This is a genomic window from Enterobacter cloacae complex sp. ECL352 (assembly GCF_020149545.1).
Taxonomy (GTDB): domain Bacteria; phylum Pseudomonadota; class Gammaproteobacteria; order Enterobacterales; family Enterobacteriaceae; genus Enterobacter; species Enterobacter asburiae_B.
In genome coordinates this window covers 223,815-244,587 of record NZ_CP083709.1, presented here as the reverse complement: position 1 = coordinate 244,587, position 20,773 = coordinate 223,815, and the positions used below count along the sequence as shown (strand labels likewise).

Annotated in this window: 17 protein-coding genes; 3 read left to right on the top strand and 14 right to left on the bottom strand. The window is 54.5% G+C overall.

The window, feature by feature from the left end:
* Window positions 1–33: 33 nt before the first annotated feature.
* The gene (locus LBF07_RS01125; RefSeq protein WP_024907126.1) at window positions 34–216 is read right to left on the bottom strand and encodes a hypothetical protein; all 183 of its coding nucleotides are present in this window, start codon (window positions 214–216) and stop codon (window positions 34–36) included.
* 193 nt (window positions 217–409) lie between these two features.
* On the opposite strand from LBF07_RS01125, the gene LBF07_RS01120 reads away from it, so the two are divergent.
* Entirely contained in the window at window positions 410–1,279 is an 870-nt protein-coding gene (locus LBF07_RS01120) for a crotonase/enoyl-CoA hydratase family protein (protein ID WP_094935677.1), read from the top strand.
* Here the strand turns inward: LBF07_RS01120 and pdeR are convergent.
* The 7 genes from pdeR to LBF07_RS01085 all read right to left on the bottom strand — a co-directional run bounded on the left by pdeR (window position 1,276) and on the right by LBF07_RS01085 (window position 12,352).
* Window positions 1,276–3,267 carry a cyclic di-GMP phosphodiesterase gene (gene pdeR / locus LBF07_RS01115; protein WP_029740520.1) on the bottom strand — a complete coding sequence of 664 codons (1,992 nt, stop codon included), beginning with the start codon at window positions 3,265–3,267 and terminating at the stop codon, window positions 1,276–1,278. The genes LBF07_RS01120 and pdeR overlap by 4 nt on opposite strands.
* 323 nt (window positions 3,268–3,590) lie before the next feature.
* Window positions 3,591–5,525: an exoribonuclease II gene (locus LBF07_RS01110; protein WP_094935678.1), complete on the bottom strand. Its 1,935-nt coding sequence runs from the start codon at window positions 5,523–5,525 to the stop codon at window positions 3,591–3,593.
* 88 nt (window positions 5,526–5,613) lie between these two features.
* The gene (locus LBF07_RS01105; protein WP_094935679.1) at window positions 5,614–6,600 is read right to left on the bottom strand and encodes a CMD domain-containing protein; all 987 of its coding nucleotides are present in this window, start codon (window positions 6,598–6,600) and stop codon (window positions 5,614–5,616) included.
* Window positions 6,601–6,753: 153 nt separating this feature from the next.
* The gene (fabI, locus tag LBF07_RS01100; RefSeq protein ID WP_003856831.1) at window positions 6,754–7,542 is read right to left on the bottom strand and encodes an enoyl-ACP reductase FabI; all 789 of its coding nucleotides are present in this window, start codon (window positions 7,540–7,542) and stop codon (window positions 6,754–6,756) included.
* A gap of 270 nt (window positions 7,543–7,812) precedes the next feature.
* Window positions 7,813–10,905, bottom strand: coding sequence for a multidrug efflux RND transporter permease subunit (locus LBF07_RS01095; protein ID WP_094935680.1), 3,093 nt, complete (start codon window positions 10,903–10,905; stop codon window positions 7,813–7,815).
* Between the two features lie 4 nt (window positions 10,906–10,909).
* Complete coding sequence (locus LBF07_RS01090) at window positions 10,910–11,773, bottom strand: ABC transporter six-transmembrane domain-containing protein (protein WP_109844029.1); 864 nt, start codon at window positions 11,771–11,773, stop codon at window positions 10,910–10,912.
* 168 nt (window positions 11,774–11,941) lie between these two features.
* Window positions 11,942–12,352 carry a transporter gene (locus tag LBF07_RS01085; protein ID WP_094935681.1) on the bottom strand — a complete coding sequence of 137 codons (411 nt, stop codon included), beginning with the start codon at window positions 12,350–12,352 and terminating at the stop codon, window positions 11,942–11,944.
* Between the two features lie 247 nt (window positions 12,353–12,599).
* Here LBF07_RS01085 and LBF07_RS01080 point away from each other — a divergent pair, with 247 nt between their 5' ends.
* Window positions 12,600–13,304, top strand: coding sequence for a response regulator (locus LBF07_RS01080; RefSeq protein ID WP_039262917.1), 705 nt, complete (start codon window positions 12,600–12,602; stop codon window positions 13,302–13,304).
* Entirely contained in the window at window positions 13,301–14,365 is a 1,065-nt protein-coding gene (locus LBF07_RS01075) for an ATP-binding protein (RefSeq protein WP_033145734.1), read from the top strand. The genes LBF07_RS01080 and LBF07_RS01075 overlap by 4 nt, the downstream gene beginning before the upstream one ends.
* On the opposite strand, the gene LBF07_RS01070 is transcribed toward LBF07_RS01075, so the two are convergent.
* The 6 genes from LBF07_RS01070 to sapA all read right to left on the bottom strand — a co-directional run bounded on the left by LBF07_RS01070 (window position 14,346) and on the right by sapA (window position 20,728).
* Window positions 14,346–15,287 carry an ATP-grasp fold amidoligase family protein gene (locus LBF07_RS01070; RefSeq protein WP_094935682.1) on the bottom strand — a complete coding sequence of 314 codons (942 nt, stop codon included), beginning with the start codon at window positions 15,285–15,287 and terminating at the stop codon, window positions 14,346–14,348. The two genes, LBF07_RS01075 and LBF07_RS01070, sit on opposite strands and share 20 nt — an antisense overlap.
* Window positions 15,288–15,448: 161 nt before the next feature.
* Entirely contained in the window at window positions 15,449–16,255 is an 807-nt protein-coding gene (gene sapF / locus LBF07_RS01065) for a putrescine export ABC transporter ATP-binding protein SapF (RefSeq protein WP_023312051.1), read from the bottom strand.
* Between the two features lies 1 nt (window position 16,256).
* A complete protein-coding gene (gene sapD / locus LBF07_RS01060) occupies window positions 16,257–17,249 on the bottom strand; it encodes a putrescine export ABC transporter ATP-binding protein SapD (protein WP_033145732.1) in 993 nt (330 codons plus the stop codon).
* The gene (gene sapC / locus LBF07_RS01055) at window positions 17,249–18,139 is read right to left on the bottom strand and encodes a putrescine export ABC transporter permease SapC (protein ID WP_032656751.1); all 891 of its coding nucleotides are present in this window, start codon (window positions 18,137–18,139) and stop codon (window positions 17,249–17,251) included. The genes sapD and sapC overlap by 1 nt, the downstream gene beginning before the upstream one ends.
* Entirely contained in the window at window positions 18,126–19,091 is a 966-nt protein-coding gene (gene sapB, locus LBF07_RS01050; protein ID WP_023312049.1) for a putrescine export ABC transporter permease SapB, read from the bottom strand. Before sapB ends, sapC begins: the two co-directional genes overlap by 14 nt.
* Window positions 19,088–20,728 (bottom strand): ABC transporter substrate-binding protein SapA, encoded by a 1,641-nt coding sequence (gene sapA, locus LBF07_RS01045; protein WP_094935683.1) that lies wholly within the window; start codon window positions 20,726–20,728, stop codon window positions 19,088–19,090. Before sapA ends, sapB begins: the two co-directional genes overlap by 4 nt.
* Window positions 20,729–20,773: the final 45 nt, after the last annotated feature.

Genomic DNA, 20,773 nt, shown 5'->3' with positions numbered 1-20,773 from the left:
TAATAAAGCGAAACGAGGTCGGAGACGGTGGGATTAAACTTCCCACGGCGCTTTTGGCTGTCTGTTTTCAGGCGCGTTGTCAGCACCATTCTGAGCAAGAAGTTCAGACTTCAGGATCTCGAGATTACGGATAGCAGAGTGATAATCGCCCGCCACCAGGATATCCAGCACGGTATCAATTCGTTGTGCTACAGCTTGTGCGTCAATAGTCGACATAATCTCACCCCAGGCGCGAAAAGTTAATATTTTCAATGATGCAGAAAATAGGTTCAAAAGAGAAGGGAAAAAATGCAATAACTAAATTACATAAACGTAAGTGATAAATTTATTCCCCCTCATGCAGCAGGCTTAATGACTGGATTAGTCTAAAACTGCGCGCAAGGCGCTTTTTTATAAGAGGAATTAGACTATGACAGTTATCAATCAGCCTACCTGCACACTGTTTACCGATACTGAACGGTTCACGCAGCTGTCAGGGTATTACGAGGCGGAGCGTCACACGGTCTGGATGATGCTGCGGGCTCAGCCACGTCCTTGCTTTAACCATGCGTTAATAGAGGAGATCATGAACTTTTCATGGCTGGTTCGCCAGTCTGGGTTTGCGGTTGATTTTTGGGTAACCGGATCGCTGGTTCCCGAGATGTACAATACGGGCGGTGATTTACAGTTCTTCGTCGGGTGCATTCAGAACGGACGTCGGGAAGCGTTACGGGCGTACGCTCGCGCCTGCGTTGATTGCGTCCATGCGGCCTCACGGGGGTTTGATACGGGAGCCATCACTCTGGCAATGGTAGAAGGCAGTGCGTTAGGGGGCGGGTTTGAGGCCGCTCTGGCGCACCATTTCGTCCTGGCTCAGCGCGATGCCCGTTTAGGTTTCCCGGAGATAGCCTTCAACCTGTTTCCGGGTATGGGTGGATATTCCCTCGTTGCACGCCGTGCAGGCATGAAGCTGGCGGAGGAACTTATCTACAAAGGGGAATCCCATACGGCTGAATGGTACGAACAGCACGGGCTGGTGGATGTCCTGTTTGAACCGGCACAAAGCTATGTCTCTACCCGAACCTTCATCGACACGCTGCGGCCAAAACTGAATGGCGTAAGGGCGATGCTGCGCGCCCGTACGCGCGTTCTGCAATTGCCTCGCAGTGAACTGATGGACATCACGGAAGACTGGGTTGATGCCGCTTTCTGCCTGGAGCCGAAAGATATCGCCTACATGGAGCGTCTGGTCACGCTGCAAAACCGCCATCACGCGGCGGGCCTGCGTAAAGCCAGTTAACGTTGATTTCGCGCTTGATATCGTTTTAGCCATCGCTCGAATGCGGCAGCGGGCATCGGCTTAGCAAACAGAAAACCCTGCCGTTCGTTGACGCCGTTCTTGGTCAGAAAGGCGTCTTCTTTTGCATTCTCCACACCCTCGGCAATCACCTGCAGATTTAACGCCTGCGCCACCGCGACGATAGCGCGCACCAGTGACTGGGAAATAGACTGCTTATGAATATCCCTGACGAAAGATTGATCGAGCTTAATGGCGTCGATAGGGAAGCGGGCCAGCTGAGAAAGGGAAGAGTAGCCGGTGCCAAAATCATCCAGATGAATTTGCGCCCCGAGTCGGCTGAACTGCTGGATCACGGACAGCGCCAGCTCTTCATTTTCGATAAGACAGCTTTCGGTCAACTCAACGTCGACCGGGCAGTATTCAAAATTCAGATCCTTCAGCGCCTGCTTTAAGTCGCTGAAGATGGTCTGGTCGGCCAGCTGGCGTGCAGAGACGTTCACCGCCACGCGCAGGTTTATTCCCTTATCGCGCCATTTTGCCACCTGGCGAACCACATCGAGCATCACCCAACGGCCCAGCGGCACAATCAACCCCGACTCTTCGGCATAAGAGATAAACTCCAGCGGCGGGATCAGGCCGCGTTCTGGCGATTGCCAGCGGACCAGCGCTTCAAGGCTTCTGACTTCTCCACGCCAGGTTATTTTCGGCTGATAGTGGATCAGAAGCTGATCGTTATCCAGTGCCTTGCGCAGGTTGGTATCCAGCCAGAGATACTCAAACACGCGCTGGTTCATCTCGGGTGAGAAGACGCAGAACTTGCCCCGGCCGTTCTCTTTGGCAGTGTACATGGCGGTATCGGCGTTGCGAATAACGCTTTCCCGGTCGTTTCCGTGCTGCGGGGCGAGGGCAATACCCAGAGAGCAGCCGGTATAAATCTCAATCAGACCGATTCGGAACGGCTGGCGCAGGCGGGTTAAAATGCGCGACGCCATCGCCTCCAGAGAGCCCTGAGAGGTATTGGTAGCCATGACGATAAACTCATCGCCGCCAAGACGCGCCAGCACCTGTTCTTCATCCAGACAGCTCAAAATGGCGAGGGCGACAGCCTGCAACAGCTGATCGCCAAACATATGCCCGTAAGCGTCGTTGACCTTTTTAAAGTTATCCAGATCGAGATACACCACGCCCACTTGCGTGTCGCCGCGGTTATCGATGGCGTCAGAAATCAGATCGTGGATCGCATTGCGGTTTGGCAGGCCGGTGATGGTATCGGTATTGGCCAGCACGCGCAGCCGCTCCTGAGCGCGGCGCTCCTCGGTAATATCTGTCCCGGAACAGATAAGGAAAATTTCATTTTTACCGCTGCCGCTGTGCACGAATTTGTTTCTGAACAGAAACAGGCGCTGCCCTTTACGCGTTTTGATCCAGCGTTCGACTTCGTAGGAACTGCCGTTGCGAAAAAAACCGGTAATATTGCGCTTTGAGGCTGCCGCTTCGCTGCGGCTCATAAACAGCTTAAATACGTTCTGACCAATGACTTCTTGCTCTTTCAGGCCGGTGTACTCTTCGCTAAGCCGGTTAAAACGCTGAATATTGCCGTGCTGATCGAGAATAACAATGACGGAGTTGGCCTCAGAGACAACCTGCTCCGCGAAAGAGAGCCCCTGAGCCAGATCGCGCGCCACGGAGGGCGTATCGTTCCAGGCGGAAGCGGTGCCTGCCCACTCGTTGCGGGTAATTTTACGTCCCACAAGATGAACCGGGACATCTTCCCCGTACAGGGAGAGCGACATGGAAATGCTGGAGGTAATAACGGTTAAATGACGGATGAGATCGGCCTGTTCATCGTCCAGCGCCACGACCTGAGTGACATCGGCATTTTCGCTGGTGGAAAGGTGCAGAGCGTTGCTGTCAGCTGACAGGCGCCACCACGGGCTGTGAGTCCCCATGTAGCGAAACAGCAAATTCTGCTCCAGATCGTCCATCATGTTTTCTCCCGCAGCTGTTCATTAGCGCACAAATTATTCATTTGCTGTCGACTTTTCCGTTGAGAAACAGCGGCAAAACCGAAGTTAACCTGTTGTTTTTCCCTGCTTTATTATAATAAAACGAGTCAGGTTAAAAAGGATACTGAGCGTATAGAAATTCACGTAACCGAATATAACAACACTCTTTTACTGTAGATAATTATGGCGGTTTTGGGCGAAGGGATACTGAAAATAGTAAGGAAAAATAATGATTTTGTGGCGGGGATAAAAAGAAAAATTGTCGGCCCTTCCGGAAAGGAAACGGCCGACAATTGAACCGGTTATCAGGCGACAGGGCGCGCGATAATACTGCGGGTTTCCATGCGAACTTCGGCGATAGTAACGTCAATCACGTCGGTGACTTTGTAAACTGTTTCACCTTTAATTTGCACGGTACCGTTTTCCTGGCTACAGACCATTTCGTCACGAACCGCATGCAGGAACGGCGCAGGAATAAACGCGACAGCACCGTTATCGACCAGACGGACGCGCATGCCCCCGCGGCTGATATCGATGATCTCTGCGGCGAAACGGGTATCCGTACCGGCTTTATCCTGCAGGAAGCGTGCGTACAGCCAGTCACCAACGTCACGCTCGGCCATGCGGTTCAGACGGCGACGATCGGCCATCTGCAGCGTGGTGTCCTCCTGAGGACGGGCAATGGTTTCACCTTTGATAATCGCTTTCAGCAGGCGGTGGTTAACCATATCGCCATACTTACGGATCGGCGATGTCCAGGTGGCGTAAGCTTCGAGGCCAAGGCCAAAGTGCGGGCCAGGCTCGGTGCTGATTTCAGCGAAGGACTGGAAGCGACGAATGCGGCTGTCCAGGAAGCCCGACGGCTGCGCGTCCAGCTCGCGGCGAAGCTTGCAGAAGCCCGGCAGCGTCAGCACTTCTTCCGGATCAACGTGCACATCGTGATTTTTCAGCAGGGCCGCCAGCGCTTCGGTATTCGCCGGATCAAACCCAGTGTGGACGTTGTAAATGCCAAAGCCCAGCCTGTCGCGCAGCACGCGTGCGGCACAGATGTTGGCGGAAATCATCGCCTCTTCAACGATGCGGTTCGCAATGCGTCGCGGTTCGGCCACGATGTCCAGCACTTCGCCTTTCTCGCCCAGAACAAAGCGATAATCCGGGCGGTCTTTGAACACCAGCGCGTGGGTTTTACGCCACTCGCCGCGGTTCAGGCAGATGCGATGCAGCAGACGGATTTGCGCGGCAATGGCGTCTGATTCAGGTTTCCAGCTACCGGTATTTTCAAGCCAGTCGGAGACGTTATCGTAGGCCAGCTTGGCTTTCGATTCGATGGTGGCGGCAAAGAACTCGATATCGTCTTCAATCGCGCCATCTGCGGCGATAGTCATGCGGCAGGCAAGGACCGGGCGCACTTCATTTGGACGCAGCGAGCAGAGATCGTCTGACAATTCGCGCGGCAGCATCGGAATATTGAAGCCCGGCAGGTAGTTGGTGAACGCACGGATTTTCGCCGCGTCATCCAGCTTGCTGCCTTCGGAAATCCAGGCGGTTGGATCGGCAATGGCGACGGTCAGATGCAGTTTGCCATCGGCGCTCTCTTCAGCGTACAGCGCGTCATCCATATCTTCCGTGCTGGCGCTGTCGATGGTGACAAACTCCAGCGCGGTGAGATCGCGGCGCGTCAGACCTTCGTCCTGCATCTCGGTCGCTACGCCGTTCGGCGCTTCTTTTTCAAGATTGTGGCGTGCCAGCGTGACCCACCATGGCACGAAATGGTCGGCGCCAAAGGTGATGAACTGGGTCAGCTCAGCATAAAAACCGCGATCGCCTTTCAGAGGATGACGGCGCATTTCTGCTACGGCCCAGTCACCATCTTTAAAATCATGCTCAACGCCACGGGCGGCGCGGCAGGGAATGGCATCTTTCAGCAGGGGATGATCCGGCACGATAGCAAGACGATCGTCTTTTCTCTGCACCTTGCCCACAAAACGGGTCAGGAACGGTTCGATCAGTTCTTCCGGCTCGGCAGACTCGCGGTCCTTCTCGGTATGAATGACGGCCATGACGCGATCGCCATGCATCACTTTCTTCATCTGCGGAGGCGGAATGAAGTAGCTTTTCTGCGCGTCAACCTCAAGGAAGCCAAAGCCCTTTTCCGTGGCTTTTACGACCCCTTCTGCACGCGGCGTCTGGGAATGCAGTTGCTGTTTAAGCTGCGCTAGCAGCGGGTTGTCCTGAAACATAATGTTCTATTTTCGTAGCCATTGAGCGGCTGACAGTTTTACGCGATTCTCACTGTCTCAGCAAGCGCTCTTTGGGTAATTAGTATGGTTATTCCTCTTTACCAAACGCGACTTTCAGACGATTGAGCCAGCCATCAAACGCGCTGCGGGTAAGCAGCGTGATGGCATGTTCGCCGGGGAGTCCCTGATCCGTGAGCGGGGTAAACTGCGCGGCGCTGAAGCGGTCCGGAGAGCGCGTCAGCAGTTCGACCGCCGCCGAAAGTGCGGGGGACGTCAGCGGGATCGCTTCGCGGGTGTTTAACAGGATTTCTCCGGTCAGGTCGAGCAGCGAAGGCTCATGGCAAAGGACCGGCGTCAGCGCCTCCAGCGCGGGTTCTGCCTGCCAGCGGGACAGCGACTCAAGCTGATGCGCACTCGCATAGCGCAGCTCGACGACGGGCAATAGCGGCACCCAGGCGGCGTGGCTCGCGGGCAGCGTGTGCGGCTGAATATGATGGCCTGGCAACCAGCGAACGGGGTGTCCTAACAGCGCCTGAAAAACCGCGACCACGCGCGCCTGAAAACCGATAAACCCGATAATCTGGTTAATCACCACAATGTCATATATTGACAGGCCAACCTCATCAAGCTGGTTTTGCGCTTTATCATCAATCACATCAGGAGAGCTGGCGAGCTGGCGGGCGTACTGCGTAATTTGCGCCAGACGTCGGTTGCTTTCGCGCGAGGAGTCCGGGCCGGGAAGCGGGGCGAGGAGGGCGGCGTAATGGTTACAAAGCCGCTGAACCCCACAGGCCTGGGCGACCGTTAGCGCGGTGCTGAGCCGATCGTAGGCGCTGAGCGTATGCAGGCGGTTCACGGGAATCGAGAGCGGAAACAGCTGGTGGCACAAGGCTCTGGCAGGGGTAAGCCAGCCTGAACAGGCGGTGACAATCTCATCAGGCAGGGCTAAATCGAGCAAAAAACGATCGTCGACGTTAGCGGCTTCGGGCACCAGAGGCAGAACATCTGTCTGCGCGTGGTTCGACTGGGTCTCGTGATACCAGTGGCCTTTGCCGGAAAAACGGCGTTGTTCCATGTGCGTTCCTTGATCTCAAAATGGCGATCAATATCCTGGCGTAAGGCAGATAAAGGGAAAAATATTGTTAGGTGATAACAAATAGCAGAACGGAATAACGAAGGGGTGATGCGGGGGGAAAACTCTCTTCCCGGGAGGGAAGAGAGTCACAGCTTATTTAATTTCCAGCTCGTTCATTGCAGCGATGTTGAAGCCGCCGTCAACGTGAACCACTTCGCCGGAGATACCAGCGGAAAGGTCAGAGCACAGGAATGCTGCAGAGTTACCCACATCTTCAATGGTAACGGTACGACGAATCGGGGTAACCGCTTCGCAGTGTGCCAGCATTTTACGGAAATCTTTAATACCGGAAGCTGCCAGGGTGCGGATAGGACCTGCAGAGATGGCGTTAACGCGCACGCCTTCAGGACCCATTGCGTTCGCCATGTAGCGTACGTTGGCTTCCAGAGAGGCTTTCGCCAGGCCCATAACGTTGTAGTTAGGGATAGCACGCTCAGCGCCCAGATAGGACAGGGTCAGCAGGGCTGCGCCCGGGTTCAGCATCGCGCGGCAGGATTTCGCCATCGCAACGAAGCTGTAGGAGCTGATGTCATGAGCGATTTTGAAGCCATCACGGGTAACCGCGTTCACGTAGTCGCCGTCCAGCTGGTCGCCAGGAGCGAAGCCAATGGAGTGAACGAAACCGTCGAATTTCGGCCATGCTTTTGCCAGTTCAGCAAACATGCCGTCGATGCTTTCGTCTTGTGCAACGTCACATTCCAGAACGATGCTGGAACCCAGCTGCGCGGCAAACTCTTCAACACGGCCTTTCAGCTTGTCGTTCTGGTAGGTGAACGCCAGCTCAGCGCCTTCGCGATGCATTGCCTGTGCGATGCCGTATGCGATGGACAGTTTGCTGGCAACGCCAGTCACCAGAATGCGCTTACCGGAAAGAAAACCCATAGCTTTAATCCTTATATTCATTGCTAATTTTGCCTTGTAATTCATAGCGTTACAGGCAGTATTTCAAAATCATTCGAAATTAGCTCGAAATTATAGCCCACTCACAGCCCCTTGTGTCACGATATTTCTCGCTGTTCTCCGAAGACGCCTGTCCCGAAGAATGCGCCGCGGACTCGCGGGGGCTCAAAATTTCAGCATTCGTCCAGTATATCACCCGGCAACAGGTTCACCTCATCCAACCAGCGAGGAAGCGCGATCCCGCGAGGGTATTCACGCTTTCCTGAGATTGTCGATGAAGCGCGCGATGACGATAAAGAAAACCGGTACGAAGAAAATGGCGAGAAGCGTACCGCTAATCATGCCGCCAAATACGCCGGTACCGATGGCATGCTGCGTACTGTCGCTCGCACCATTGGCCAGCATCAACGGAACAACCCCTAAGGTGAAGGCTAACGACGTCATCAGAATAGGGCGCAGACGCTGGCCGGCGGCATGAATGGTTGCCGCCAGCAGGGGCTGCCCCTGGCGATGGAGCTGCCTCGCAAATTCAACAATCAGAATGGCGTTCTTGGCCGACAGGCCGATAAGCGTAATCAGGCCGACCTTGAAGAAAACGTCATTCGTCATGCCGGCAACGGACACCGCGATCACCGCGCCGATAAGACCCAGCGGAACGACCAGCATGACCGCAAATGGAATAGACCAGCTCTCATACAGGGCGGCCAGAACTATAAACACGACCAGTATCGACAGGACGATAAGGCCCGGAAGCTGAGATTCCGATTTTCTCTCCTGCAATGAACTGCCTGCCCACTCGCCAGCCATGCCCTGAGGTAAATCTCTGGACAAACTCTCCATAACCTTCATTGCGGTGCCGCTGGACTCTCCCGGCGCCGCATTTCCGGTAATGCGAATAGCCGAATATCCCTGATAACGCGTCAACTGCTGGGGCGCAACGTTCCAGGAAAGCGTGGCAAACGTCGATACCGGCACCATCTGCCCCATCCGGTTTTTCACTGATAATGTCAGTATCTGCTCAGGCTGCATTCGGTAGGGCGCATCGGCCTGAATAATCACCTGCTGGACGCGGCCGTTGTTCGTATAGTCATTGACGTAATTTGAGCCCAGGGTGACGGAGAGCGTCTGGTTGATTTCATCAAATGCGACGCCCATCGCTTCCGCCTTTTCTCTGTCCACCTGGAGCGCGAGGCTTGTTCCTTCCGGCAGACCGTCTATATACACGTCACTCAGTTCAGGGCGCTGGTTGGCCTGCAGGACTAGCGCGTCGGCAGCGCGCTTTAACGCCTCGTAGCCCAGTCCCGCTCTGTCCTGTACGTACCAGGTGAAGCCCGACGAGGTGCCCATATCCGAAATGGCCGGCGGGAGCAGGCTCATCGTGACGGCATCAGAGACGTTTGCCATGCTGGCCTGTATATGGTCGGCTTCACCCTGAGCCGTCGAACCCTGCCGATTTTTCCAGTCCTTCAGCGTGGTGAAGGCCATAGCCGAGTTTGGTCCTGAACCTGAAAATCCAAACCCCAGGATCATAATGTTGCTTTCAATATCCGGCCGGGCCGCGATTTCCTCTTCAAATTTTTTAACCACGTTGAGGGTACGCTGCATCGTGGCATCAGAAGGCAGCTGGATTGAGGACATAAAGTAGCCCTGATCTTCATCCGGCAGAAAGGACGACGGTAGCGAAGACAATCCCAGAAACAGCGCAGCACAAAGCGCAGCGTACAGGAGCAGCATTCGCCCGGTTCGCTTCAGAACGGCACCCAGCCCGGCTTCGTAACTGGCGGTGAGCGAACGAAAGCGCGCGTTAAACCCGACCGCGAACCTTCCGCCTCTCTTTCCTGGCTTATGCGGCTTGAGTAACGTTGCGCACAGGGCAGGCGTCAGCGTCAGGGCAAGAAACGCGGACAGCAGTATGGAAACCGCCATGGAAATACAAAATTGTCGGTAGATAATCCCGACGGATCCTTCCGCAAACCCCATGGGGATAAAGACGGCGGTCAGCACCAGCGTGATGCCAATAATCGCCGGGGTGATTTCCTTCATGGCTTGCCGCGTGGCGTCACGCGGGGACAGGCTTTTTTCCTCCATCAGTCGTTCAACGTTCTCCACGACCACGATGGCATCATCAACGATAATCCCTATCGCCAGCACCATGCCGAACATCGTCAGAATATTGATGGAGTAGCCGCTCAATAGCATCACGGTGAATGTGCCAAGAAGTGCGACGGGAGCAACAATCGCCGGGATAAGCGTACAGCGTATCTTGTGCAGAAACAGCAGCATAACCAGGAAGACGAGGACCATCGCTTCTACAAATGTCTGAACAACCTTCATGATAGAAAGTTTCACGAACGGCGCGGTGTCGAAGGGGATCGTAAACGCCATTCCTTCGGGTAACACCCGGGAAAGTTCGTCGATGCGCGCCCGTACGCCGGAAGCCGTGCTCATCGCATTCGCGCCAGGCGAGAGCTGGATTGCTGCCGCCGTTGCGGGCACGCCATTTTCACGGATACCAAAGGCGTAGCTTTGCAGGCCAGATTCAATCCGCGCAATGTCGGACAGTTTCAGGCGGGCACCGGATGCGTCAGATTTCAGGGTGATATTCCTGAACGCCTCAACCGAGGAGAGCTGTCCCTTCACGGTGATGGGATACGTCACCCCTTGTCCTGCAGAGGCTGGCTCATCTCCCGTTTTGCCGGGCGAAACCAGGGCATTTTGCTGGCCAACGGCGGTAAGAACATCGCTTACCGAAAGCCCGTAGCCGTGGAGCTTCATGGGATCCAGCCAGATGCGCAGCGCTTTTTCGCCGCCAAACAGCTGAACTTTCCCTACGCCGGGCACGCGACGAAGCTCGTCACTGACGTTTCTGGCAAAATAGTCGCTTAAATCGGCTTCCTCAAATTGACCCGTCGCCGACTTCAGCCCCACCATCATTAAAAAGCCAGAGTTAGCGGCCTCGACGTTGATGCCGTTTTGCCTTACCGCCTGAGGCAGACGAGGCTCGACGATCTTAATCTGATTCTGCAGATCCATCTGCGCCAGCTTGATGTCCGTGCCCGGTTTAAAGGTGACGGTAATCGATGCCGAACCGGTTGTGTCACTGGATGATTCAAAGTAGAGCAAATTATCTACGCCGGAGATTTCGCGCTCGATTAACGATACCACCGACGTGTTCATGATATCGGGGCTGGCCCCCGGGTAACTGACGGAAATAATGATTCCAGGCGGCGCCACCGCCGGATACTGCGCAACCGGCAAACGGGGAATAGACAGGAGCCCTGCCAGAACGATAAAAAGCGCCACTACCCAGGCGAAAACGGGGCGTTCGATAAAAAAATGCGGCATTAAATTAACGTCCGGTTACGTGAATTTCATCATCAGTGGATACGCGCTTGCCGATATCCCTGAGCTGTGAAAATTTCTCAAGAAGCTGCGGCGCGTCATCGAGGCTCGTCGCGAACATCCACATGTAGGTCATCACCGAGTAAATATGTCCGGCGGTGATGCCGGTTGAGCGCGTCATCCAGACGATGGTCAGCGTAAAAAGCGCGGCAACAAGCACGCCGACCCACAAATAACCCCACGCCTCGCGGTCAGATAATGCGATACGCAAACGCGCCAGCGTGGAGTAATGGCGGTGAAGGGTAGCCGTGCCCGCCTTATGGACATAATCCACTTCTTTTTCCAGCCGATTATTCAGGCGCATGAACAGCCATTCATTTTTACGGGCATATCCTGAGACAAATCCGAGCAGGATAAATACAATCGCAAAGCACATGACGCCGGCCCAAAATTCAATAAACAGCAACATGATTGCGGCACCAAAAAGTGAGCTCAGCGAGGTAATAAGCAGGGGAAGGTGCATTTCAAAGAAATCCACATATTCGCGCGAGAGCGTTACCCTGGCGGCGATCGCCGAATGGTTAAGCTGATATTTGCGCTGTGCCAGGACGACGGAAACCGCGAGTCCGGCATAAATGCGTGCAAACGTGCGCGTGTCTACGCTTCGTCTGGCCGCACCGATGAACCACATGCAAAGCACCATCAGGCCATACAGCGCGGCGTTAAGCGTTTCACCGGCGAGGATGGCATTTATCGCGATGCCAGCCAGAACGGGATAAAGTAAAAACGTCACGTTTTCGGCCACCACCAGGAAAAAAGTGACAACCAGTTTTTTCCGGTGCCGTATCGCGAGTTTTTTTAGCGAGTGCATCACTCCGGCAGGTTCAGAAGAACGAAGATTATTACGGTTCATCATTATGGATAAGTTTTATCAGATTCTTAGGTGAGTTATTTTTGTGCAAAATAGCGTGAGGGAGAGTCTACCGCGCGCCTGTTTAGCGGAAATGGGCGGTTTGTGGAGGCTATGTGGAGCAACGGCTCAAATCATTCTCATAATAAGGTACAGCGGGGCTCCACCAAAAAAAATGATCAAATAACACTCGTAGTAAAAGACCAGATCCTCGATATCGGGCATCGCGTTTAACAGCACGGTGAACGTAATAATGAGATAAACAAAAATCACCAACAGCCAGAAGGCGACGACGAGTAGCTCAGTCAACGCGCCGGCTTTATTCTGGATTATCAGAGAGACAACCGATAATGCGATGAAGCCATAGATAATGGGTGAAGAGAGCAGCGTAGAGGCGACTTTTTCATCCATTTTGTGTACCAGCATCAGCCAGGTATAAAGTAATCCCCAGGACAGCAGCAGGAACAGGGAATATATGCCCAGCTTTTTAGGGGAGAAATATTTAGAAAGTTCCATGTTCATTATTTCAGCCAACTTCATAAAGTCTTTAAGTAACAGGGATAATGTGCAACGCTAAATGTAAAAAGAGTTTTGTCTCAATAGCGATTTTGAACGGGCATTGTCGAGTCATTATTGACGGAATGTGTAGGCTGTATGGAGAAATAACCGGGCAGGTAAATCAGCCGGGAAATTTTCTTAGCTACGGCACTTTTTCCCGTAGGCTGTGTCTTATTGTGCTAAAGATATCTGATAGCGAGCTCAAAGGGATTTCACCCGCGGAGATAAAATGCACAAAAATACGCTGATCCTTGTTGTTGAAGATGAAGACGAAATTGCCGATATACTGATGAGCTACCTGGATCGTTCGGGAATGAAAACGCTCCGAGCCAGGCAGGGCGAACAGGCCATAGCGCTCAATCGCCTCCATAAACCGGATCTCATATTGCTGGACATTCACCTGCCCGTATGTGACGGCTGGAGCGTACTTACCACGCTTCGTCAGGAAAGCGCTGTCCCCGTCATTATGGTTTCCGCTCTCGATCAGGATGTCGATAAGCTCATGGGGCTGAGGCTGGGCGCGGATGATTACGTGATCAAACCCTTCAACCCTTCTGAAGTTGTCGCCCGGGTTGAGGCGGTGCTGCGCAGGACAAAACCCGCGCTTCAGCAGGCGGGTTCCCAGCCGCTCAGAACGCCATTTATTACGGTCTATCCGGATGACTTCTACGTGGAAGTCACCGTGGGCGCAGAGGTTGTCTCCCCGGTATTAACGACGACCGAATTTAAATTGCTCACATACCTGGTGAGATATCCGCGAAAGGTCTGCTCCCGCGAAGAGCTGCTCAACGCGTGTCTGCCGGAAGGGGATACGCTCGACAGAACGGTCGACAGCCATATGAGCAAGTTGCGTAAAAAACTGGAGCTTGCCGGCCTCTATGGTGTTCCCGAGAGCATCAGAGGCATGGGCTACCGGCTTGGGGAAAAGAAATGAACAAAGAGTCTGTTCTGAGCCGTCAGATCTTAACGTATATGCTGTTGCTGACGTTTACGATCATTGCCATCGCCATACTCGGCTCCTGGTTTTTTTACTCCTTTATTCTGGATCACCTCCCGGGCGGCCCTGCTGCGGGCGATGACGAGCAGATGACGATGTGGGACTGGGTATGGATTGGGACCGCGACTACGATCAGTATGATTATTGCCCTCTTTTTCACGGTCAAACTGTCATCGCGGATCCTCACCCCGCTAAACGCGGTAGCGTCCAGCCTGAAAAAGATTTCTCAGGGCGATCTGGACGCCCGGGCATTCTGCGCCAGTTCCCGGCTGGGTGAGATCAATCACCTGGTGACGGATTTCAATGAAATGGCGGAAAAACTACAGACGCTGGATATTCAGAGGAAATCCTGGAATGCCGCTATTGCGCATGAGCTGAGAACCCCTGTCACGATCTTACGCGGACGGCTTCAGGGGTTGGTTGACGGCGTTTTTACCCCGGATCCGGTGCTGTTTAATAATCTTCTCAAACAGACGGAAGGGTTAACCCGCCTGATTGAAGATCTCCGGGTTATCAGTTCGGATGGCGGGGCGGGATACACGTTATGCCAGTCAAGAACGGATCTAAAAGGGACAATACAGAACGCACTCGATACGTTCATGCCCGAGTTCAGCCGTAAGGCGTTTACCGTCAATACAGACCTGAGGGAGCAGCAGTGCGTATTCGATCCATTACGCATCAATCAGTGTTTGACCGTTTTATTTGATAATGCCTTACACTATTCAACCTCGCGCACGCTCATCGTGAAAAATGGCGTTTCTGATAAAGGCAATTTTATCCTTATTCAGGACGGGGGACCGGGCATCCCCAGAGAGTTTCATGATTTCCTGTTTCAGCCCTTTCAGCGCGATAATGGCGCCAGACATGTGAACCCGGAAGGCTGTGGTTTGGGCTTGTCGGTGGTAAAAGCCATCATGCTGGCTCATGGTGGCGATGTTACCTATACCTTATCGACGCAAAACCACTCGATATTTAAACTCACCTGGCCCGACTCGTGAGCTTCAGCGGCAGGTCAAATGTGCCTGCCGGCGATAAATGCCATATTTTTCCTAACTTAGCATCCCACTCCTGCGGGGTAATCGTCAGCTTACCGCGTCTCGGGCTTAAGGTTATTTCGCTGAAATAGATTTCATCTTTTTTTAGCATAAGGTCAACGCGGCAGTAGTCAATTCCATCCGCCAGCTCCTGGGAGGCCAACAAAGCCTGGCGGAATAAGAGCGGTTCGCCTGGTTCTGCTGAAGTATTTGGATATTCCATCCGGAAGGGTTGTAAGTTCCAGTACCTGTCATAAACGTTGATAAACCCTTTGCCGTTATCATCCGTAAAATCCGCTTCTACATAGTGGGCAACGCCGTGAAAACAATGGATCCTCAGCATTTCGGGCGTTGTGTTCCTGTCAGCATCGTCGAAGAGATCGACAAACGGCTCGCAAAGTATACTCGGCGTAATGTTTTTGTACTGCCATTCGCGCGTGGTGTAGTAAAGATTTTTCTTTAACGCGAGGCTCAGCTTTTTACACGCTTCTTTTTCATTAAATTGCGCTTTGTTTGTACATATTATTGTGCTGCCGCTGTCATGGTTGCACTTAAGGACGAATTTGTCAGGAAGAACTGAAAAATCAATCTGCGACGGCCTGGTATAAACGCCGATTAATGGCACCGTTTTCACGCGCGTTGTTCTGGAGGAAACGTATGCCCGAACGGCGAGTTTATCGGCAAGCATCGTGTAGAAGTTATTATGGTCATAGACCAGACGATGACATATTTTTTCACTCAACGTCGTGGGCGAGTTAATGTCAGGGGTTTCCCCGGTTGTTTTCTTAAGCCTCACGGTATGAAAATGCAGGTCCGTCATTAAAAATGAGCGGCATTTTCTGATGAGATACTCTGTGTATTTTAAAATGTAAGTGGCGGTGTTCATTTCTTCTCCTCCGTAATGTCCGGATATTCTGGAGAAGAACTGTTGATTGATATTGCTTAAAATATGGAGCAGGGATGGAGACGAAAAATTAAAGGATTAAATAGCGCACGCAGGCTATTTAATCCTTAATTTAGTGGGGCAATTTGTGTTGAGCGTCGCGCTTAGCGGTCCTTTCTCCACGCATCGGCGGTTAATGCTTCACCAAAATGACCGGCAATCAGCCGTTTTGTCAGCTCATGAAGCGGGGAGGCCATCACATCCGCCGTGCTGCCGCGCTCGACGACTTCCCCCTGGTGCATGACCATCACCTGATCGCTGATGTGCTTCATCATTCCCAGATGCTGGGTGACGTAGATATACGAGATCCCCTGTTTTTCCTGCAATTCCAGCATCAGGTTAATCAGCTGCGAGCGCATCGACATATCCAGCGAGGCAAGCGCTTCATCCGCAATGATCACTTTTGGCCGCAAAATCAACGCACGCGCCAGGCCCAGGCGCTGTTTCTGGCCGGGGGCCAGCATATGCGGGTAGTAGCTTTCGTGATCCGGCAACAGCCCAACCATACGCAGGGTTTCAAATACGCGCTTACGGCGCGCCTCTGGCTCCAGGTCGGTGTTCAGGCGCAGCGGAAAATCGAGGATCTGAGAGATGCGCTGGCGCGGGTTAAGCGAGGTTGAGGGATCCTGGAAAATCATGCGGATGCGCTGGCTGCGAAAAGAGTAATCGCCGAACGTCAGAGGATGATCGTCAATCAACACTTCGCCTGCAGTGGGTTCAACCATGCCGGCGAGCATTTTCGCCAGGGTGGATTTCCCGGAACCGTTCTCGCCGATGATCGCCAGGGTCTGTTTTTCACGCAGCGTAAAGCTCAGCGGCTTCACCGCGTCGACAGTTTGACGATGAAACAGCCCCGTACGGTAGCGAAAGGTCTTACTCAGGTTGCGAACTTCCAGTAAGGTTTCGACCATTTCACTCTCTCTCCATGTTCAGCGGGAAATGACAGGCGTACAGATGATTCTTGGCCCCGGTCAGGCGTGGCGTCTCGATACATTTACGCTGAGCATAGGGGCACCTTGGCCCCAGACGACAGCCTATCGGCAGGGATTCCAGCAGCGGAATCGCCCCCGGCAGGGTATTTAGGCGGCTCTTATGCGGCATCGCGCTGCCAAAATCCGGAATGGCGCGGATAAGCGCCTGCGTATACGGATGATGCGGCGCGCCGATCAGATCTTCACTCGGCGCGGTTTCGACCGTTTGCCCGCAGTACATGACGTCAATTTTATCCGCCCATTTGCTGAGCATTTGCAGGTCATGGCTGATCAGCAAAATGGTGGTGTTGTTATTCTGGTTGAGACGCGACAGCAGGCGGAAAATTTGCGCCTGCGTGGTGGGTTCCATCGCGTTGGTGGGCTCATCCGCAATCAGCAAACGCGGCTGATTTGCCAGCGCGATGGCAATCATCACTTTCTGACATTCGCCGTCGGTCAGCTCATAGGGGAAGCTGCGCATCGCATCTTTGTGATCTTTGATCCCAACGCGGTGTAAAAGCTCGATGGCGCGGCGCTTGCGCCAGCCAACGCGTTGCCACCAGCGGCCTTTATAGGTCCAGCCGGGAATGTTCTGCATGAGCTGTTTACCCACGCGTTCGGACGGGTCGAGACAGGACTGCGGCTCCTGGAAAATCATCGAGACGTTATGCCCGACAAGCTTTCTCCGCTCGCGGGGGGAGAGACGCAGCAGATCGATATCGTCAAAACGCATACGGTCTGCCGTCACGCGCCAGTTGTCTTTCGCCACGCCGCAGATAGCCTTGGCAATCAGGCTTTTTCCCGAGCCGGATTCCCCCACCAGCCCGCGAATTTCACCCTCCGCAAGGGTGATGCTGATGCGATCGACGGCTTTAACCCAGCCTTCACCGGTTTTGAATTCGATAGTGAGGTTGCGAATATCAAGAAGCGGCATTATTGCACCCCCGCGTTAATGGCACGGCGAATACCGTCGCCCAGCAGGTTGATAAGCAGCACGCTCACCATAATGGCCGCACCCGGCAGCATGACCGTCCACGGTGCCACGTAGATCAACTCCAGCGCGTCGCCGAGCATCGCACCCCATTCGGGCGACGGCAGCTGTGCACCGAGGTCGAGAAAGCCGAGCGCCGCGATGTCCAGGATCGCCATCGACAGGGCGCGGGTGATCTCAGTGACCAGCCCGGCGGCGATGTTGGGCAGCACGGCAAACCACAGAATGTTGAAGGTCGTCGCGCCGTCCAGACGCGCGGCGACGACGTACTCTTTTTCCAGCTCATCATGCACCATGCTGTAAACCGAGCGCACGATGCGGGGCAGGATAGCCAGCCAGACGGCGAACATGGCATGCGACAGATGCGGACCGGCAAAGGCAACAACAATGATTGCCAGCAGCAGGGATGGAATCGACAGCAGCGTATCCAGAATGTGGTTAAGGACCGCCGAACGCAGGCCATGGGTGGATCCCGCAAAAATACCGAGCGCCAGCCCGCAGATCGTAGCCGCGAGCGTCACCACAAATGCGCCGCCGACCGTCGGGGCTGCACCGCTCAACAGGCGGCTCAACACGTCACGTCCGAGGTCGTCCGTTCCCAGGAAGAAAGAGACTTCACCGTAGCGCGACCAGGACGGTGGCAGCAGCTGATAGCCAAGGAACTGCTGGTCGATGCCGTACGGCGCAAACCACGAGCCAAAGACGCAAAGCAACACCAGGCCGGCGCAGCCGTAAAGGCCGATCATCGCCGTGGTGTCACCATAGAATTTACGCCACACGGTACGCAGCACGCCGGGCGTGCGCTTTTCACTGTATACGCTATCGTAAGGCATACCATTCCTTATGCTTCAATGGGTTAGCCATGGCACCCAGAATATCGGACAACACGTTAACAATAATCACCAGCGAACCAATCACCATCACGCCCGCAGAAATAGCGGCATAGTCCTGCTGGCGGATGGCGTTAATCAGCCATCGCCCCAGGCCTGGCCAGCTAAAGACCATCTCGGTAATCATCGCCAGCGTTAGCATGGTGGAAAACTGTAATCCCAGACGCGGAATTACCGGCGGCAGCGCGTTGTGCAGGACGTTGCGGCGCAGTATGGTCAGGCGTGACAACCCGCGCGTGGCCGCGGCTTTGACGTAGTTCTGGTCAAACACCTCGATAGTGCTCAGGCGCATCAGGCGGATCACTTCGGTTGTTGGCGCAACCGCCAGCGTCAGCACCGGCAATACCATATGGCGCACGGCGCTGACGATCATCTCATGGCGCCACACCGAATCGGACAGCCATGCGTCAATGATGGCAAAACCCGTCACCGTTTTCACCGTATAGAGTAGGTCAAAACGACCCGAAACCGGCAGCCAGCCCATCGTCAGCGAGAAGAACAGCGTCAGCAGCAGCGCCAGCCAGAATACCGGGATGGAAAAGCCGAACAGGGCGAGGGCGCTGATAAACTTATCCTGCCATTTGTTGCGATAGATCCCGGCCAGCATACCCACGGGGATCCCGACCATCAGGGCAAAGCCGAAGGCCAGAATGCACAGCTCCATCGTGGCCGGGAAAACCTCTTTCAACTGCTGGGAAATCAGCTGTCCGTTAATGCTGGACACGCCGAAATCCCAGTGCAGCAGCCCGTTAAACCAGAACAGCCAGGCATCCCACAGCGACGACCCCTGGAGCGGGGCGTGGGGCGTGAAATAGCTCAGGCTGAAGCCGACAAAGTTCAGGAAAAAGAGCGTCACCAGCAGCAAAAGGAGCCGACGTAAGGTAAAAATAATCATGGTTTTTTCACCTCTTGTTCTTTTTCACGCGACACGCCGGCGAACGAGGCGTTGCCGAACGGACTCAGCACCAGGCCTTTAATATCGTAACGATAGGCCTGAAGACGCAGGGAAGAGGCCAGCGGCAGCACCGGCAGCTCCTGGGCAAGGATCTTCTGCGCTTCATCATAGGCGTCGATGCGTGAGGCCAGCTGCTGGGAAGCCAGCGCTTTTTGCAGCACGGCGTCAAACTCCCGGTTACACCAGTGGGCGTAGTTGGTCTGCGAATTTATCGCCGCACAGCTCAGCAGCGGCCGGAAGAAACTGTCCGGATCGTTACTGTCGGTCGCCCAGCCGGTCAGGGTTAAATCATGATTCATGTCCATCAGGCGCGCCTCCTGGAAACGGCCCTCAACCGGTACGATGATCACCTTAACGCCCACCTGCGCCATATCTGCCTGCAGCAGTTCGGCGGTCTTGAGCGGGCTCGGGTTCCACGCCTGGGAGCTGGTTGGCACCCAAAGCTGCAAAGTGAGGTTTTCCGCCCCCAGCGCCTTCAGCTGTTCACGCGCTTTTGCCGGATTGTATTCCGTAATTTTAGCTTCACCGTCATAGGCCCACGAGGCGCGCGGTAAAATTGAGGCGGCGGTTTCCGCCGTGCCGTAGTAGATCGACTGCATCAAACGCTGGTTGTTAATCGCCAGCGCCAGAGCGTGGCGTACGGCAGGGTTATTCAACGGCGGCTTATCCGTGTTAAAGGCCAGATAAGCGATATTCATGCCGGGGCGTAACGTCAGGCGCAGGCGCGGATCGTCACGCAAAATCGTGAGCTGGCTGGCCGCGGGCCAGGCGAGCACGTCGCACTCCCCGGTGAGCAGTTTCGACAGACGTCCCGTTCCACCTGAACCGAGATCGACCACCACCTGCGGCATCAGCGGGGTGCCGCGCCAGAAATGCTCATGACGCTGCAGACGAATATACTGCCCGGCGCGGTATTCAGCGAGCTGGAACGGACCGGTGCCGACCGGCTGACGATCGAGTAACTCCTGACGATCTTTTTTCGTCAGGGTCGCCGCGTATTCAGCAGACATGACTGACGCATAGTGGGTCGCCAGATGCCAGAGGAAGGAGGCATCCGGGCGCGTCAGCGTAAATTCAACCGTCCGATTGTCCAGCTTGCGCACGCTTTTGACGGTGTCAGCAAACTGCAGGCTGTCGAAATAGGGGAAATTATCCCCGTTAACGTTATGCCACGGGTGGTTGCGGTTAAAGATACGCTGGAAGGTGAAGACCACGTCATCTGCGTTCAGCCTGCGCGTGGGGGTAAACCAAGGCGTGCGCTGAAACGCGACGTCATCGCGCAGGTGAAAACGGTAGGTTGCGCCGTTATCCAGCACTTCCCAGCTTTCCGCCAGCTCAGGCACCAGACGGTAGGTGTATGGGTCAACATCAAGCAGACGGTCGTAAAGCTGCGCGGCCAGGGTATCCACGATCAGGCCGCTGCCCGCTTTTTGCGGGTTGAAGGTATCCACCTGGCCGCTTACGCAATAGACAAAGCCGCTGTCACGAATGTCAGGCTGGGGAGTTTGCCCGGGCGCGGCAAAGGCCAGGCTGCTAAACAGACCGAGTGCTAAAAAGGACGATAAAACCAGACGCATAATTTTTAAGGTTTTTAGGTTCGATCTGCAAAGTGTATCGCACTT

What these genes read in the sequence shown, in the direction of transcription:
- LBF07_RS01125 (WP_024907126.1), bottom strand. Translation starts at nt 216, where the DNA reads ATGTCGACTATTGACGCACAAGCTGTAGCACAACGAATTGATACCGTG.
- LBF07_RS01120 (WP_094935677.1), top strand. Translation starts at nt 410, where the DNA reads ATGACAGTTATCAATCAGCCTACCTGCACACTGTTTACCGATACTGAA.
- pdeR (WP_029740520.1), bottom strand. Translation starts at nt 3,267, where the DNA reads ATGATGGACGATCTGGAGCAGAATTTGCTGTTTCGCTACATGGGGACT.
- LBF07_RS01110 (WP_094935678.1), bottom strand. Translation starts at nt 5,525, where the DNA reads ATGTTTCAGGACAACCCGCTGCTAGCGCAGCTTAAACAGCAACTGCAT.
- LBF07_RS01105 (WP_094935679.1), bottom strand. Translation starts at nt 6,600, where the DNA reads ATGGAACAACGCCGTTTTTCCGGCAAAGGCCACTGGTATCACGAGACC.
- fabI (WP_003856831.1), bottom strand. Translation starts at nt 7,542, where the DNA reads ATGGGTTTTCTTTCCGGTAAGCGCATTCTGGTGACTGGCGTTGCCAGC.
- LBF07_RS01095 (WP_094935680.1), bottom strand. Translation starts at nt 10,905, where the DNA reads ATGCCGCATTTTTTTATCGAACGCCCCGTTTTCGCCTGGGTAGTGGCG.
- LBF07_RS01090 (WP_109844029.1), bottom strand. Translation starts at nt 11,773, where the DNA reads ATGCACTCGCTAAAAAAACTCGCGATACGGCACCGGAAAAAACTGGTT.
- LBF07_RS01085 (WP_094935681.1), bottom strand. Translation starts at nt 12,352, where the DNA reads ATGAAGTTGGCTGAAATAATGAACATGGAACTTTCTAAATATTTCTCC.
- LBF07_RS01080 (WP_039262917.1), top strand. Translation starts at nt 12,600, where the DNA reads ATGCACAAAAATACGCTGATCCTTGTTGTTGAAGATGAAGACGAAATT.
- LBF07_RS01075 (WP_033145734.1), top strand. Translation starts at nt 13,301, where the DNA reads ATGAACAAAGAGTCTGTTCTGAGCCGTCAGATCTTAACGTATATGCTG.
- LBF07_RS01070 (WP_094935682.1), bottom strand. Translation starts at nt 15,287, where the DNA reads ATGAACACCGCCACTTACATTTTAAAATACACAGAGTATCTCATCAGA.
- sapF (WP_023312051.1), bottom strand. Translation starts at nt 16,255, where the DNA reads ATGGTCGAAACCTTACTGGAAGTTCGCAACCTGAGTAAGACCTTTCGC.
- sapD (WP_033145732.1), bottom strand. Translation starts at nt 17,249, where the DNA reads ATGCCGCTTCTTGATATTCGCAACCTCACTATCGAATTCAAAACCGGT.
- sapC (WP_032656751.1), bottom strand. Translation starts at nt 18,139, where the DNA reads ATGCCTTACGATAGCGTATACAGTGAAAAGCGCACGCCCGGCGTGCTG.
- sapB (WP_023312049.1), bottom strand. Translation starts at nt 19,091, where the DNA reads ATGATTATTTTTACCTTACGTCGGCTCCTTTTGCTGCTGGTGACGCTC.
- sapA (WP_094935683.1), bottom strand. Translation starts at nt 20,728, where the DNA reads ATGCGTCTGGTTTTATCGTCCTTTTTAGCACTCGGTCTGTTTAGCAGC.